This window comes from Methanomethylovorans sp. (assembly GCF_041305605.1).
GTDB lineage: Archaea > Halobacteriota > Methanosarcinia > Methanosarcinales > Methanosarcinaceae > Methanomethylovorans.
Genome location: NZ_JBFYLB010000086.1, coordinates 1 through 16,122, shown reverse-complemented (window position 1 = coordinate 16,122; position 16,122 = coordinate 1). Strand labels below are relative to the sequence as shown.

Genomic DNA, 16,122 nt, shown 5'->3' with positions numbered 1-16,122 from the left:
AAATAAAGGCAAGAAAATACTGGAATCAAGTAAAAGAGGTTAAAATCAAGTTATTAATACATAACCTTGATAGATACGTCAAGGTTACATATATTGCTCAAATGAGCATTTCTACAGAGCCTGTTTATTAGAAACATATGAAGGATAGGCTAGAAGGAGAACTCCGGCCAATCTATAACAGAAAGCGAACTGCGGACTGCCTTTACCTTGCAATAATGTCAGCCTATCCTCTGCTTGTTCAATTTATTCTATAAGGCACATGAAGATGTTATACTGCATCAAAGAACTTAACTGCAAAGTCGCAGAACTTGATGATAACATCTTTGTCCAGCTCGAACTCCTTCCTGTTCCCGAGATAGTTACGGGACGATGGGGTTATCTCCTTGCCTTCATTCAGTTCTTGATATGTTATGCACTTTATGTGCTTCTTTGATATCACAATAAAGTAGCAGTTCTCATATGGATAATCGGGGCCAATATCATTGAATGTGAAAGTTTCATTTTTCCTGAACTTGACATCAGTGAAATAAACCTCGCCGCTGTTCGGATCCTGTATCACAAGGTCAGGCATTCTTTTGATATTTGCTGCAACATCAGTGCGAACATCTTTTAAAAGCTGCATCACTCCGGGAACAGTGTTCAAAATATTGTATCTGAATACACTGTACCCTAAATATGTGAACAATTCTTCAACGAGAGTTTCAGCGATCCTCCCTTTGATCATATTTTCAATGAAGTTGCTATCTTTCTCAGAGATGGTATTTGAGTTGGGACCATTTTGACGATCTGGACATGATTTTGCATTCAAGGCTTCTGTATCTAAGTTGTACTGCGATCTTTGATGCTCCCTGCAAAGAGGACGTTCAAATCTATTCAAAGAATAGTTATACTCTGCTTCTGTGATCTCAGCATTACATTCTGAACAACAGTTATCCATTTTCATACACTCCAAATAATTGGTACATGTATAAGTATATTAATAGTATTTTAATTTTACTCTGTATAAAAAGGAAGTATGTAGTTATATAAAAAGTGCCTGAAACCTATGACAAGATAGCCCACAAGATGTGACTATCGGGATAAGGAATGGATCAGGAAGCTGAGTTAAAGTGTTCTTAACACAAGATCTAAAACTGATCATTTTTCATTTATTGGCTCTGTAGAATAACTATTGAAATCAATATAAAATACTATATAAAGTTTTATGGAGAAAGGGCTTACAGAAACTTGACTGTTTAGTAGATTGATCAGATAGAATGGAGGTAAAACTGATCAGACTATAGACCCCAAACAAGTTTTTCTGCAAGCCTTTGTATAATCATGAATATTTGGGAAGTTCGTTTTTTGAAATTAGGAGTAAGGGTTTCAGTGAAACCCTCACATATTGTATTTAGAGACCGTAGTTCTCTGGCTTGAACACCTTGATCTCGGCCTTGTATTTGCTCATGCAGTCGCTCATGAACTTGTCTGCATCTGCAGTGAGTGCTTCGAGTTCGCCCTTTGCCTTCTGCAATGCGTTGATTTCGAACCTTGTCATTTCAAGGCCTTCTGCAGAGGTCAACAGGTTGCAGCATTCCAGAGCAGCGTTCTTTGCACGGAGGTACAGGTCATTACCGTCCTTTACAATTGCCTGACCGATCTTGTGTGCGTTGTCGTATGCAAGGATGTATGACTGTGGGTCTCTGTACCTGTCAGATGCCACGAGCATGTCCCTGAGGATCTTCTCGTTTCCGGACTTGAGTGCAACGTTCATCAGTGCGCAGTCGTAGCTGAGGGTCTCAGACCAGCACTGGACTGTAGTACCACCGAATTCGGAGTGGTATTCGACAGATTCGTTGGACCATAGGTCACAGCACTGCATGATCAGGTTACCCATAACATCGGAGTGAGCACAGGTGGAGGTCTTACCTTCAAAGGCCATTGGCATACCAGTGATGGCTTTTACGAATATGTTCTCGTATCCGCAGTCTTTTCCTGGGCCTACTGCACCGGCTTCATATCCGGAGAGGGTCCTTGCTCCTGCGAGGCTCCTTGCAATGATAGCGAGGGTGTGTGCCAGGTTCTTGTCCAGAAGTCCGCCTGCAATGAACATTGCAGTGTTTGCCTGTGCACAGTCAGTGTCACCAGCTGCAACGACGTTCTTCTTCTGGGCGACCTTTGCAATGTCCTGCCAAAGGTATTCCATGTCCATGCTGCCCAGTACACCTATTGCGTAGAGCATACCGCCAATGTCGTTCCTCAGAATTGCATAGTCGAAGATCTCTTTTCCACCCATTGATTCAATGGATAACAGGTCTGCTCCGCCTTCTGCAACAGCTTCGAATGATTCCATAACGACAGGGTACTTGTTTCCCCTGAGGTCCATGTAGTCCTTGTTCTCTCTGATGTCACCAGGGGTGTGCCTCAGTGCGGACTTCAGGCCATATTCCTCATAGTACTCTTCCATAATGGTCTTCTGTGCGTGTGCGACCTCGCCTCCCCATGTTGGGTTGTTGGTCATCTGCTGCACGTGTTCTGTCTCGAGTACTACTGCAGGGAAACCTACCTGGACCATTCTCTGCAGAATGTCTCTTGTGATCCTCTGGTATTCATTGACCAGCTTCTCTTTGGAAACTCCTGCTTCTGGCCTGGGTGCATAGTTCACTTCAGCGATAGTGCATCCTGCACCAATCTCTACTCCAAGTCCTGCTTTTACCGGGTATTTTGCACGGCCGAATACCATATCATCTGCATTTGCATAAGCCATCTGTGTGTATCTTTTAACTGCCATTATTTTCACCTCGATTAGTGTTTGTGGAACATTGTTCTAAGCTTGTCTATGCCAGCACCTTTCAGGATAGCATCTGCCATCTTCGGTGCATCTGCTGCTTCTTCACCATAGACACCGAGCGTGTATGTTGAAACGAAGTCCTGGTTAACTGCTCCGCCTCCGCATGCGAATGGGATCTTGATTCCGGCTTCAAGGAGCTGGTCGTTGACTTCTTTGAATGCGTACATAGTGGTTGTCATCAATGCAGTACCTGTTACCATGAGTGGTTTATGTTCCTTGACTGCTGCAAGGACCTCTGCTGCTGGTACATCTCTTCCGAGGTCAATTACTTCATAGCCGTTTGCTCTGAGGAGTGCTGCAACAATTGACTTACCGATGTCGTGGACATCTCCTTCTGCCACGTGGACAACGATCTTGCCTTTTGATTCGGGGGACTCACCGGATTTTTCTTTACAGTACTCGATACCGTCGAGCATTGCATCTGCAGACATCATAACGTTTGGCAGGAAGATTATGCCCTGGTCATAAAGATTTGTTACGACACCCATACCGACCATCAGGGCGTCATCAATGAGGGAAATTGGACTCTTTCCAGCTGCAATGGCCTTCTCAAGACCTGCAATTACATCGTCCTCTTCACCTTCAAAAATAGCTTCAGCAATTGGGCGAATAAGAGCATCCTTTGGATAGAGCTCTGCTGCAGCATCTTCTGGGGTCATTGATTTTTCCATTTTTACATTATATCTTACTAATATATCCTTGTAGTCAATTTTTAACATACTACACTTCCTTCAATTTATTATTAAGGCTTGAACAAGCCTTGATCCAATCTACCTTAGTAGGCCTTTCGACCTAAACATGCAACTCGTGTTTCTATATTTAAACTTTTGCTTTTATTGGTTTTTCTATATATACTTTGCTCATATATGATCCCACTCCCATATGGCAATTATTTAAAAATAGATGTCTATAGATAACGTTTATTTTTATGGTGTAGCACTATTGAAAAATAACCATTCATTCATATGCAACAATACTTATATATCATTAAATAAAACACTTCATCTCATACAAGTATAAAAGCATATAGGTTATATAATATATTCATATATCTCTGCTGAGTAACATGGGGTCTTACCAATTGTGTTTTTTGCAAATTTGTTTTTTCTTTATTGGTTATATGTCTTAACAAACCATAATATTAAAATACTTGAAAATCTCCAAAAGCAAGTACCTATAAATGAACTGTAAATGAATACGAAAAATAACTACCCAGTATCAAAGAATATAATTAATTGCGGACCTGATATATTTTGACTGAACCGAAAAACATCAATAAAACATTAGCTCAAAAAATAAATTAGTGTACAAAAAGAGTAAAATTATATCCGCGCGAGCAGCTCAGCCTGAGATCAATGCCTGTGAAATCTTTCTCTTAGTTCTTTCACACCAGCACCTTTGAGGATTTCATCAGCTATCTTCGAAGCATCTGCGGCATCCTCACAATATACTCCAAGTTCATAACCAAATACAAAATCCTGTTTTACGGCTCCTCCCCCACAGACAAAAGGAATGCAAATGTTATTCTCAAGCAGCATGTTATTGATCTCTTTGAACGAATACATAGTAGTTGTCATCAGAGCAGTACCTGAAAGCATGATAGGTTTTTCTCTCTTGACAGCACTGATCACTTCACTGGCCAGCACATCGCTTCCAAGATCTATGACTTCATAACCATTAGCACGCAGAAGAACAGTAACGATCTTCTTGCCAATGTCATGCATATCTCCTTCTACAACAAAGGACACGACCTTTCCTTTGAATTCATGAGCTGCACTGGACATCTGTTTACAATATTCGATACCATCGGTCATGGCATGCGCTGAGATGATCACATCCGGAAGAAAAAGAATACCTTCATCATATAGTTCAGAAACAATGCCCATCCCCGGCATGAGAGCGTCATCAATAAGAGATAATGGGTCCCTTCCGGCATGGATCGCCGCCTCTAAAGCATCTATCACATCATCTTCGTCTCCTTCAAAAACAGCCTCAACGATTGGTCTTAGCACAATATCTTCAGGATATAGCTCCTTAGCTACCTCTTCAGGGCTTAGCTCCTTCTCAGCCTTTACGTTGTATCGTACCAGGATTTCGGATGGATCGACAGTGATCATATTTATTCCTTCTAATTTATTTTATAGAGCATGTGTTTTTCAGCTGCTTTCTCTGGCAAGGCATATCAGAGCCAAATGTCCATCCCAATTTCCCCTGGTGGTTTTGATCTCTACAGGTATCAGTTCTCCGTCATATGATTCAAATGGGATCCTTATTATGGACATTTTTCCGGCCAATATATCGGCAAGTGCAGTGGCTGTCTCTATGGCTCTGTTCTGAGGATGCAGATTAAGCATGTTCAAACCAAGCAGTTCTTCCTGAGAATAACCCAGGCGTTTGCACAGGAAACTATTAGTATGCAATATACAGCCATCCATATCAAGCACAAATAGGAAATCCTCCAAATTATCTATGATATCTTGCAAATTATTTAGGTTCTTTTGGACATGTACCTGTTCCCTTATGCGCCCTATGGAAGGGCCTACCTGAGAAGCAAGACTTTCAAGTGTACTACGTATATTTTGTGCAATAGCATACTCAGTATGTGATGCAAGCATGAACACTGCTACAACATTACCCTCATACTTAAGGGGTAATATGGCAGTGGCTTCAAGTCCTTCAAAACCAAGGTCTTTTCCATGAGTCATGGAATTTATCTCATAATATAGTTTATAGATCGGATATTCGGTCTTAAGTATTCTGGCATGCAGGGAATTTGCAGAGTATTGCCGGATACTGTTCACAAACTTGAATGACAGGCTTTTATGAGCAACCAGGTTAAGATCGCCTGTAGACTCATCTACAAGGTACAAAGTACCGCAATCAATTCCCTTAACCTGTGTTACAAGCTCAAGGAATTGCTGAAAAAGCTCTTTAATATCAGCCGTAGGAGTTAACAGGGTACCTAGATCTGAACCTATGCGCATGAAATTATTAACGTTCTTGCGTTCTGTAACATCCACTATTATACCATGTATATATTGAATCCTGCCTTCTGCATCTCTTTTAATAACAGATCGTTCATCGATCCATCGGACTTCACCCGATCTTGTAAGGATCCGGTACTCAAGGGAAATATTAGTCCCTCCCTCCTGGAAACATCTTGAAGTTCCATGATTCATCTTTTCAAGATCGGAGGGATGGATTATATTACCATAAAGTATTTTACCGGACATAAATTCCTTTGCAGTATATCCAAACTGAGAAATGTTCTCAGATACGAACTCTACAGGCCAGTTTTCATCGGGTTTCCAGAAGAAAACAATTGCAGGACTGCTTTCAATTACATTTTCAAGGACCTTCTGTACCTCAATTAATTTAAGAAGCTCCTGTTCTCTTGTTTTCTGCTCCGTAATATCCCTGATAATAGCCATGTAAGCTGGCCGGCCTTCGTGCTCGATTATCGACGAGTTGATCTCTGCAGGGATCTTTTTGCCTGCCTTTGAAAGTAGTTCGATCTCATATTTATGAGGAGTCTCACGCTTTTTTTCCAGATTTCTCTTGAACTTTCCAATGATCATGCGGCGATATTCCATGGAAAGAAAGTTTGCAAATGGTTTACCGATAGCCTCTGTACGGGTGTATCCTGTAATTTCCACAAATTTATTATTGGCAAATACCAGGTGATCGTCCTGTAAAATGACAATACCATCATTGCTCTTTTCTACAAGGGTAGAGTACTTCTTTTCAGAGTTTTTGAGTTCCATCTCCGCTTTTTTACGTTCTGCTATGTCCCTTATAGCGATCATCACAGCCGGATCATTTTCATAATATATGAAAGAAAGACTAACTTCAGCAGGAAAAGTGGAACCATCCTTTCTGAAAAAGTCCACTTCATAATTGCGTTTTATACTTCTTTCATCCCTTAGTGTCTTAGTATATCTTTTTAAAAGCATACGCCTGAAATCCAGAGGAACGTGATCAAGCAATACACTATTGATGATTTCTTCTTTCTGGTACCTCGTTAACTCCAGGAATTTAGAATTTGTGAACCTTAAGACATCTTCCTGTATTATGATTATACCATCATTCCCCTTTTCCACCAGGGCAGAATATTTCGCCTCTGATGCCTTAAGTTCCATTGCAGATTTTTTGCCGGAAGTGACATCTTCAATGGCAAGTACGATAATCCTGTCTGCTCCATTCAATGTGTTAATTGTTTTGGAATTAACGAGTACCACACGATGTCCTATTTTGTTGAAATGTTTTTCTAGTTCCAGATCATTGAACTCTGTGCCCTCTTCCAAAAGTGCTGACATCCTTGCCTTTAGAGAAGGAATATTCCACTGCCCGTCTTCAATATCGTATAAGAACTGACCTTCGGTTTCTGATGGTTCTGTTGTGAACAAACGGTAGAATGAAAGGTTCGCAAATATTATTTTCAAATTAAAATCAAGTACTAGCAGCGCTTCTCTTACAGTATTGACAACACTCTTAAGGTAATCATTTTCCGGCCTGAGGGATAACTCTGTCCTTTTACTTTCCGTAATATCTACAATTATTCCGTGCAGATATTTCAGGATACCTTCTTCATCACACTGTCCATGTAAAAATTTTGCTACCCAGTGTACATCACCTTTAATGTCCAGTATCCTGTATTCCAGAAAAAGACACGGCATGTTTTCCCGGTCCCATTGTCGGATCACATACTTCAATTTATCCATGTCATCCGGATGCACTATCTCAGAATAGGTAAGCCGGCCTGATATAAACTCATCTGACGCGTATCCAAGTTGCTCTATGTTCTCTGAAACGGAATCTACGGGCCAGTTCTCCTCATTCTTCCATGAAAAAGTAAATACAGCATTATTGCAAAATGTAGTTCCAAGCCTTTTTGTTAAAACGTCCATTTTTACACCTGCACTTTTCAATGTTAGTGCCCGTTTTTTAGTAAAGGGATATTATTCCTGTGACATAGACTATCTCTGAATTGCTGACAATACAGATATTGGTATTAATGAAGCTATTGACCATCATTGAAAGATTCTGTTAGCTCAAAAGAGAATCTTAAATACAAGTTTGCCAGATTATATATTAGCTCGCATCCAAACATTGATACTTCCTTCCTTCGATCCAATCTACAGAGGAGTATTCACGAAGATGTGAGCTACATTTCTCGTCTTGCACATCACTCATGAACATTTATATATATTGGTAGGTATAATATTCTGATTTTAGTACAGGATACAATGTACAAATATTCCTGATATACTAATCCGTTCACATGAGGATCAGGTCTTATTGTACAGGTAATTGCAAGAGATATACATGAAACATTTCAAAGGAGTTGTTTGATTGAATTCTTCAGGAAACGCAGTCAAGAGTAAAAAGAACTTAATAGTGATCGGAATTCTCCTCTTAATATTCCTATTACTTACTACAGTTGCTGCAAGTGGACTTGTGAATATCCCCATCTTAACCCACGTGCTTGGTACGGATGAAGCAAAAGATCTGGGTGTTGAAGTTGACCCTGTTCTTTTTGATCAAATGGTAGAAGAAAATGGTATAACCCTTAAATCTCCTATTTCAGAATACCAGCTCACAAGTAACATACAATATTCTGACCCGGCACCTATGGATATTACACTTTCCAGTTCTCAATTGAGCTCATACCTGCAGGCCACTAACAATGAAGGAGCTATAAAACAGATCCAGGTAAAATTAGGCGATAATAACGAAGCAGAAATGTCAGCGTATGTTGACCTGAAAGATTATGGCTATGATTTCAAAGGTCCTGTGTATGCTTCAGGCCGCTTTGAGAAAGATAGTGATTCCACTGTTCGGATGGAAATCTATGAAGCAAAAGTTGGCATGCTGCCCATTCCAGATGGTAGTGCCGACAAAGGTGAGCAGGCATTTGAAGATATGATCAATTCAAATCTTGCAAAGATGCCTGGTCTGAATATAGAAACCCTCGAAATAGAGGATGGACAGCTGCATTTCGATGGGGATTTCCCCAAGACGATGGAAGTTGTGTGATCCGGATATACGAGTTTCCAGGACATTGGCTCATGTCGGAGATCTGACTTGAGCCACATCTAATTTTCACTAGATATATCTAAAGGAACTATTTCAAGAATCGCATGCAAGGCATCGAAAATAGAAAAACTTAATATATTAGGTTGTGTTTGAATTGAGTATGATAGCAACAAAATCTTTCATGGTCAAAGGCGCTGGTGTTCATAAAGACAAGCTTGCATCTTTTGAATTGGCCTTGAGGAATGCAGGTATCGAAAAATATAACCTTGTATCTGTTTCAAGTATATTGCCTCCCAATTGTAAGATCGTAAAAAAGGAGGAAGGTCTTCCTGAACTAAAGCCAGGAGCTATAGTACATTGTGTTCTTGCAAGGAATCAGACCAATGAGCCTCAACGCCTGATGGCAGCTGCAATTGGTACTGCTATACCGGTGGATGCAAAGGAACAGTATGGATACATTTCAGAACATCATTCCTTTGGAGAAGATGAGATCACTGCAGGAGAATATGCAGAGGACCTTGCTGCAACCATGCTGGCAACAACACTGGGTATTGAGTTTAACGTCGAGTCTGCATGGCATGAGCGGGAACAGGTTTACAAAGCAAGCGGTCATATTTTTGATTCACTCCACATCTGCCAATGTGCAAAAGGAGATAAAGATGGGAAATGGACTACAGTCGTGGCTGCAATGGTATTTATCATACCATAGTTCTCGTTTTCTCTACGCTTTCTTTTATTTTCATTAACAGTTGTTTTGTTTGAATAGAGTTTTATAGTGCTTGCTTAATATAATATTTGATGCGTTCACAGTTCTACGATTTCGTAAGTAGGAACCGATGGAACCTGCTACTTGTCTTAAGTGTTCTTATTTTTGCAGTCCTGATAGTTTATTCTATTGGACAGGATAAACAAAACACAAGTGCAAGCATGGAATACAATGCAGAAATGGAAGCCATGCAGATCAGCTTGAACCTTAGCACTGAGCTTGATGAAGCTACTCAGGAACTTTTGACAATGTATGATATTAAGACAAGTTCACCTCCCCTAAGTCAGGAAGAGTTCTTTATCAAAACCGGACCGGTACTACATAAGAATACATTCCTCTCTTCCATCTACTTCATTAACACTGAAAAGAAACTGGTTTTCAAAGTACCGGCAGATAGCAATACGCCATCAGCAGCATATGGTGATAACAATTCAATATTAGAACTATCTATGTTGCTCTCAGAATATACCGAAAAGCCATACCTTTCAAAACCATATCAGGTCACGCCTGGAAACTACTATTATTCATTACTGGTACCCTATGAGAATCACTCTTTTTTCCAGCTTACTTTCACACCTGAACGTATTTTTGCACAGTCAGCGGCCTTCAGAAAGAATGATGGAATGTTATTAAAAGTGATTGATGATCAGAAAGTAGTATATATATCGCCTGATTATGAATCCCAGGTTGCTCGATCCGATGAATTCCTTACCACTTCACTCATACCGTTATATAACAGGGAAATGCTCCTTTATGCCTTGCCGTCTGATTCCATGTTAAGCGCGCATATGGAACTGTGGAATACTTTTGGGCATTGGAGCATTTATCTGATATTATTTATCTTGCTTGTTATTGTAATGTTTCAGATGTTCGATATAAGCGAACGCAAAGAACATGAACGGAAACTAGAACTATCCGAAACAAAGTTCAGATCCATATTCAATAGTGTTAATGATGCTATTTACATCACAGATCTTAGAGGAAAGTTTCTCGAGGTCAATAATGTAGCATGTGAAAAATTGGGTTATTCCAAGAAAGAACTGCTCAAAATGCAGCGCTGGGAGATCATGCTTCATCATTCACCCGAAGAAACGGAAAGAAAAATAAATGCTGTTCTTAAGAATATGGAATGCTTTTCAGAGGCCGTGCACGTTAGCAAAGATGGACTTTTGATCCCTGTAGAACTGAGCAGCCGTTTGATAGATTATGAGGAACAAAAAGCTGTAATAAGCATTGCAAGGGATCTTTCTGAGAGCAAGAGGGCAGAAATGCTGCTTAAGTCCAACGATGAACTAAGGCAGCTAACTCGAATGAAGGACCTTTTCACAGATATACTCAGGCATGACCTTCTTGGCCCGGCATCTGTGATGAAAGGTTACACTGAGATTCTCCTTGATACAACTGAAGACCCTGAGAAAAAGCAATTGCTTGAGAAAGTCTTTCAAAATGAGCTTAAGCTTATTGAGATGATCGATAATGCTGCAAAGCTTGCAAAGTTCGAGAGTATTGAAGAACTTGATTTCAAGATAGTTGACCTTCTTCCTCTGTTAATGTCAGTTGCAGACCGCTACCAGGCACAGTTACAGGCAAAGAGCATTTCTTTGAAAGTACCTCTGGAAAAGGAATACAATGCCTTGATAAACCCTATAATTGCAGAAGTATTTTCCAACATACTCTCCAATGCCATCAAATATAGTCCACCCAACAGCGAGATCCTGGTCAGTATAGAAGATGAGGTGACAAATTGGAAAATACTTGTAACAGATTCGGGAGAAGGTGTGGAAGCCGACGACAGAGAACAGATATTTGATCGTTTCAGCAGGGCCCATAAGGGCGGGGTAAAGGGAAGCGGCCTCGGACTTGCCATCGCAAAAAGAATAATTGATTTGCATGGCGGAAGGATCGGTGTAAATGGTAATCCCGCTGGCAAAGGGAGTGTATTCTGGTTCTCCATAAAGAAAGGCGGTTGATATTGCAGCAGATCAGTTCTTTTTCTTTTTTTCCTGCTCAATTGCAGAGTCCGGTGAACCTGCACACCAGGCATCGATCTCTATATCAGCTATGCTTTTGGATTTGGAAGGCTGAGGTGGAAGCTTGCACCAGGCATCGATCTCTTCTTCCATTGTAGGAACTGTGATATCCTTTTCCTTTTCAGGCGCCTTTTTCACATTTTTATTGGCGGACATGGTTTTATCCTTTTCACTAATGTTTAAAGATACGATGGATTTTTACGTTATATAAGGATGATGTATTCACATAGTCTTGTAATTTTCTACTCAATTGCATGAGCAATATATTTAAATATCATAATTAACTAGTAGGATTCCGTATACCTTAAAGAGGAGTACCATGACAGAAAAAATAGCATCAAAAAAGGAACAACCGGTTCTCAAGTTGAGACCTGTCCTACATGGATTCATGTTAAACGAAAAGGCCCATTTCCTGTCAAAAGGCAAATCGATCAAAAACATTCTATACTATTAATTTGCTAGCAAAAACTAATTTCATGTTTTCAATGGCCGCTTTTCAGTGCCATTTCTCATCTTTTTAAAATATTTTTTCATATGAATAATCTTCATCTTTTGAGGGTTGTATGATCATTTATTGTCTGCACCATATTAAATTCGAGAGTTTTGGTAACCTGAAAGAGTGGGCACTTATTCATGACTATGTCCTTGAAACTACTGATCCCTCTACCTGTCATTCCTTTCTGTCTCCCGATGAATTCGATATGCTGGTCATCATGGGTGGTACTATGAGCATATATGAAGAAGATAACCATCCCTGGCTGCACAAAGAGAAAGCATTTGTACGAGAAGTCCTAAGGATCGATAAACCGATATTAGGTATATGTTTTGGGGGCCAGATGCTTGCTCAACTGCTGGGTGCACATGTCGGACCAAATATCTACAAAGAGATAGGATGGCATAATGTAGGGAAAACCCCGCAATGCAATACTTTTCTTAAAGGTTTACCGGACACTTTTCCTGTTTTCCAGTGGCACAGTTATACGTTCGATATACCTGAAGATGCCGTTAGATTATTTGAAAGTGAAGCATGTAAAAATCAAGGCTTCATTTACAATAATAATGTCATAGGATTACAATTTCATCCTGAAGCCAATGATATGTGGATTAAAGAACTAATACACCATTGCAGGGGAGACATGGTGCAAGGCCGCTATATCCAAAATGAGGAAAGTATGTTATGCAGAGAAACAGAATTAGGCATATCAAAAAAGATCATGTTTCAGCTACTTGATACACTTTCTTTAATAAAACTCTAAATTTAATATTCTGTATATTAGACTAATACAGTGCAAAGTTCAACGCCTTTTATATAAGACTGCATCTCATACAATCTCAAAGTCTAAAAGGTGAACCACATGTTTGTGCTTAGTATCATTGCCTGCAGGATGTTCGAAGATGAGATTGTCTGCATGGTAGAAAAACACGGAAACATTGCTACATTGATCATAGTCGATGATGAAAATAGTACGGGAATTGCCAGCAAATTAGAACAATGCGGGTGTACTTACAAGTTTTTACCTTTCGAAAATGTACAACAGTTCATCACCCATGCTCCCGCAGATAGCACTATAGTCATAATACATATGCTTGAACTTGCATTACATGCAGTACCTGAAAATCTCAGAAGAACAGTTTATGGGAAAATAGAACAAATGAGCGTATATTCGCAGGCTATCCTATTGTTCTATGGGCTATGCGGAAATGTGCTGGGCAAGGTCGAAACAGAAATGGGCAAATGTTCCTGCCCTGTATATATCCTTAAGGAGGAGAATGGCGAGATAGTAGATGACTGCATAGGAGCGGTGCTTGGCGGCAGGGCTGCCTATCTTGCTAAATTGAAAAGTTTCAGAGGAGTGGGTACTTTTTTCATGACCCCTATGTGGGCTGCCAACTGGAAAGAAATGATCAGGTCCGCAGGAATAACCAATGATCCGGATAATACCAAAATGGCAAAGTATGTTTTTGACTATGCAGGTTACAAAAAAGTAGCAAAGCTGAACACCGGCCTTATGTATGAGCTGGGATTTGACATGATGGTAGCAGAGTTTGCCAGAACTTTTGATTTTGAGATAATTGAAATGGATGCGAATTTATCCCTCATTGAGAAATGCTTTTGCAGTGCACTTGATGGAAGGAAAGACCCGAAGTAAATTGTAACACCTTTTACATCGAAAATCGATGGCTCGAATATATTTATATAATATAAAAATACTATTTATCGTATAAAATGTAATTTGAAATTATTGTATTCCATTTGATCATGAAAATTTATACCGAATACCAGCTATATAGATCTAAAAGATGTGAATGAAATGAAAAGAATACTGGTTGTAGAGGACAATCCGGTAAACATGGAACTGACCGTTGACCTGTTAGATTCCTTCGGTTACTATGTGATCCAGGCTATCGATGGCTTTGAAGCTCTGGAAAAGGTCAAAGAGCAGAGAGTTGACCTGATACTGTTGGACATCCAGCTTCCAAAAATGGATGGAATGGAGGTCCTTTCAAGGCTTAAGTCTAATCTTCAGACAAAAGATATACCTGTAGTAGCTCTCACAGCACATTCAATGCGAGGAGATGAAGAGCGTTTTATCGAAGCCGGATGCAGCGGGTATATTTCAAAACCTATTGACATTCATTATTTTAGAGATACTGTCAGATCGCATCTGGGAGAAACTGTACCTTTGTAAGGTCAAGTGATGCCTATGCTAACGGGCAGAAACTTACTTACTGTCCTTATTAAGATCAGTAGCCTTTTTTTTCTGTTAGTACTTTTGTTCTCTTCTCTGGCAAGCTCTGAAGAGAATATTGTTAATATTGGCGTAATGGTAAGATCAGACAGTATCCATACAATGGATAAATGGAATTTTACTGTCGATCATCTTAATTCTGAAAGTGATACTTCTGTATTTAAGCTGGTTCCGATGGAATTCAATAATTTCAGTAAGATCGAAGCAAATGAGATAGATTTCATCATTTGCAATCCGTGGATGTATGTAGAAACAGAGAACAAGTATGGGATAACAAGGATTGCAACGCAGAAAAATGTATGGGAAGGTAAACCCTATACAATGCATGGTGCTGTTTTTATCACTCGGGTCAACAGAACAGATGTGAATTCACTTGAAGACCTGAGAGCCAAGTCTTTTATGTATGTAGATAATGCGTCTTTTGCAAGTTATTTGATCACATTGCACGAACTGCAGCAAAAAGGATTGGAGCATAGTCTTTTCGGAAAAGTCTCTTTTGGTGGCAATAGCAGTGCAATTGTATTTGCTGTAAGGGATGGAAAAGTGGATTCAGGCGCTATCAGGACAGGTACGCTGGAATTAATGGATGCCAGGGGCCTGATAAATATAGAGGATTTTAAAGTACTGGACCAGCAACATGTGGAAAACTTTCCTTTTCTGCTAAGTTCAGAACTCTATCCTGAATGGGCATTTGCCAGGACGAATATTGTATCTGATGAACTTGTGGAAGAAGTGGTAATCGCGCTTTTGAATATGCCTGATGAAGAAGGAGGATGGACTGTTCCCCAGGATTATCAGCAGGTACATGACCTTATGCGAGATATGAAAGTGGGACCGTATGAAGATTATGGCAAAATGAACACTACTGAAATAATAAACAAATATTTCTTTTTGTTTATTTTGATAGTTATGTTCTCGTTCGTTATAGCTTTGACAACTACATATGTTGATTCTGTGAACCGTCAGCATAAAGAGGAACTGATCAAGCGAGAAAAAGCAGAACAAGCATTGATGGAAAGTGAAGATAAATTCGCTAAGATCAGTACCTCCGCCCAGGATGCTATCATAATGATCGATAATAAAGGGATGATCACTTTCTGGAACCGCGCTGCTGAAAAGATGTTCGATTATAAAAAAGAAGAAGTCATGGGCAAATATCTCCACGATCTGATAGCTCCTGCTGAATACACAGGCAGCTATAAAAAAGGTCTTGCAGGGTTTATGGCTGAAGGCAAAGGACCTGCTATCGGACCGATCATCTCTCTTAAGGCTCGGAAAAAAACGGGGGATGAATTCCCTGTAGAATTGTCACTATCCTCTTTTGTACTAAGGGATGGAACTTGGAATGCTGCCGGCATTATTAGGGATACTACATACAGAAAGAAAGCTGAAGAGGCCCTGATCGACGCAAGGGTCGCTGCTGAAGCGGCTAACCGCACCAAGAGTGAATTTCTTGCTAATATGAGCCATGAACTACGCACGCCTCTTAATTCCATTATAGGTTTTTCAGATATGCTGCTTGAAGGAGTTGTGGGAAATCTCAATGAGAAACAAATCAGGTATCTAAGAAATATATCCGGCAGTGGCCATCATCTTCTTACTCTTATCAATGATATACTCGACTTGTCAAAAGTGGACTCCGGAAAAATGCAAATATCCTATGAGAAGTTCACCATAAACGAAGTTTTTACTGATATAAGGAATAATTTA

Annotated in this window: 13 protein-coding genes and 1 pseudogene; 8 read left to right on the top strand and 6 right to left on the bottom strand. The window is 39.9% G+C overall.

Annotation, left to right across the window (positions count from 1 at the left end; genetic code table 11):
* Positions 1-131, top strand: a pseudogene (locus ACCM36_RS05870) (IS5/IS1182 family transposase); the annotation flags it as partial.
* A gap of 137 nt (positions 132-268) precedes the next feature.
* Here the strand turns inward: ACCM36_RS05870 and ACCM36_RS05865 are convergent.
* From ACCM36_RS05865 to ACCM36_RS05845, 5 genes are all read right to left on the bottom strand, one after another.
* A complete protein-coding gene (locus ACCM36_RS05865) occupies positions 269-943 on the bottom strand; it encodes a hypothetical protein (protein ID WP_370572823.1) in 675 nt (224 codons plus the stop codon).
* A gap of 447 nt (positions 944-1,390) precedes the next feature.
* A complete protein-coding gene (gene mtaB / locus ACCM36_RS05860; protein ID WP_370572822.1) occupies positions 1,391-2,770 on the bottom strand; it encodes a methanol--corrinoid protein co-methyltransferase MtaB in 1,380 nt (459 codons plus the stop codon).
* A 14-nt stretch (positions 2,771-2,784) separates the two neighbouring features.
* Entirely contained in the window at positions 2,785-3,549 is a 765-nt protein-coding gene (gene mtaC, locus ACCM36_RS05855) for a methanol--corrinoid protein MtaC (protein ID WP_370572821.1), read from the bottom strand.
* A gap of 633 nt (positions 3,550-4,182) precedes the next feature.
* A complete protein-coding gene (gene mtaC, locus ACCM36_RS05850; protein ID WP_370572820.1) occupies positions 4,183-4,947 on the bottom strand; it encodes a methanol--corrinoid protein MtaC in 765 nt (254 codons plus the stop codon).
* 39 nt (positions 4,948-4,986) lie between these two features.
* Positions 4,987-7,737 (bottom strand): PAS domain S-box protein, encoded by a 2,751-nt coding sequence (locus ACCM36_RS05845; RefSeq protein WP_370572819.1) that lies wholly within the window; start codon positions 7,735-7,737, stop codon positions 4,987-4,989.
* Positions 7,738-8,182: 445 nt separating this feature from the next.
* Between ACCM36_RS05845 and ACCM36_RS05840 the strand changes: the two genes are divergently transcribed.
* The 3 genes from ACCM36_RS05840 (at position 8,183) to ACCM36_RS05830 (ending at position 11,602) form a co-directional block, all read left to right on the top strand.
* Entirely contained in the window at positions 8,183-8,866 is a 684-nt protein-coding gene (locus tag ACCM36_RS05840; RefSeq protein WP_370572818.1) for a hypothetical protein, read from the top strand.
* Positions 8,867-9,026: 160 nt separating this feature from the next.
* Complete coding sequence (locus tag ACCM36_RS05835; RefSeq protein WP_370572817.1) at positions 9,027-9,575, top strand: pyruvoyl-dependent arginine decarboxylase; 549 nt, start codon at positions 9,027-9,029, stop codon at positions 9,573-9,575.
* 89 nt (positions 9,576-9,664) lie between these two features.
* Entirely contained in the window at positions 9,665-11,602 is a 1,938-nt protein-coding gene (locus tag ACCM36_RS05830) for a PAS domain S-box protein (protein ID WP_370572816.1), read from the top strand.
* 12 nt (positions 11,603-11,614) lie between these two features.
* Here ACCM36_RS05830 and ACCM36_RS05825 read toward each other — a convergent pair whose 3' ends face one another.
* Entirely contained in the window at positions 11,615-11,818 is a 204-nt protein-coding gene (locus ACCM36_RS05825) for a hypothetical protein (protein ID WP_370572815.1), read from the bottom strand.
* 407 nt (positions 11,819-12,225) lie between these two features.
* Here ACCM36_RS05825 and ACCM36_RS05820 point away from each other — a divergent pair, with 407 nt between their 5' ends.
* From ACCM36_RS05820 to ACCM36_RS05805, 4 genes are all read left to right on the top strand, one after another.
* Positions 12,226-12,918 (top strand): type 1 glutamine amidotransferase, encoded by a 693-nt coding sequence (locus ACCM36_RS05820; protein ID WP_370572814.1) that lies wholly within the window; start codon positions 12,226-12,228, stop codon positions 12,916-12,918.
* Between the two features lie 99 nt (positions 12,919-13,017).
* Positions 13,018-13,812, top strand: coding sequence for a DUF1638 domain-containing protein (locus tag ACCM36_RS05815; RefSeq protein WP_370572813.1), 795 nt, complete (start codon positions 13,018-13,020; stop codon positions 13,810-13,812).
* Between the two features lie 162 nt (positions 13,813-13,974).
* Entirely contained in the window at positions 13,975-14,352 is a 378-nt protein-coding gene (locus ACCM36_RS05810; RefSeq protein WP_370572812.1) for a response regulator, read from the top strand.
* Between the two features lie 15 nt (positions 14,353-14,367).
* Positions 14,368-16,122: PhnD/SsuA/transferrin family substrate-binding protein (locus ACCM36_RS05805; RefSeq protein ID WP_370572810.1), on the top strand; the 1,755-nt coding region annotated here is incomplete at its 3' end.

Coding starts and splice junctions, on each gene's coding strand:
- ACCM36_RS05825 (WP_370572815.1), bottom strand. CDS start 11,818: ATGTCCGCCAATAAAAATGTGAAAAAGGCGCCTGAAAAGGAAAAGGAT.
- mtaB (WP_370572822.1), bottom strand. CDS start 2,770: ATGGCAGTTAAAAGATACACACAGATGGCTTATGCAAATGCAGATGAT.
- ACCM36_RS05830 (WP_370572816.1), top strand. CDS start 9,665: ATGCGTTCACAGTTCTACGATTTCGTAAGTAGGAACCGATGGAACCTG.
- ACCM36_RS05835 (WP_370572817.1), top strand. CDS start 9,027: ATGATAGCAACAAAATCTTTCATGGTCAAAGGCGCTGGTGTTCATAAA.
- ACCM36_RS05815 (WP_370572813.1), top strand. CDS start 13,018: ATGTTTGTGCTTAGTATCATTGCCTGCAGGATGTTCGAAGATGAGATT.
- mtaC (WP_370572821.1), bottom strand. CDS start 3,549: ATGTTAAAAATTGACTACAAGGATATATTAGTAAGATATAATGTAAAA.
- ACCM36_RS05820 (WP_370572814.1), top strand. CDS start 12,226: ATGATCATTTATTGTCTGCACCATATTAAATTCGAGAGTTTTGGTAAC.
- ACCM36_RS05865 (WP_370572823.1), bottom strand. CDS start 943: ATGAAAATGGATAACTGTTGTTCAGAATGTAATGCTGAGATCACAGAA.
- ACCM36_RS05845 (WP_370572819.1), bottom strand. CDS start 7,737: ATGGACGTTTTAACAAAAAGGCTTGGAACTACATTTTGCAATAATGCT.
- ACCM36_RS05810 (WP_370572812.1), top strand. CDS start 13,975: ATGAAAAGAATACTGGTTGTAGAGGACAATCCGGTAAACATGGAACTG.
- mtaC (WP_370572820.1), bottom strand. CDS start 4,947: ATGATCACTGTCGATCCATCCGAAATCCTGGTACGATACAACGTAAAG.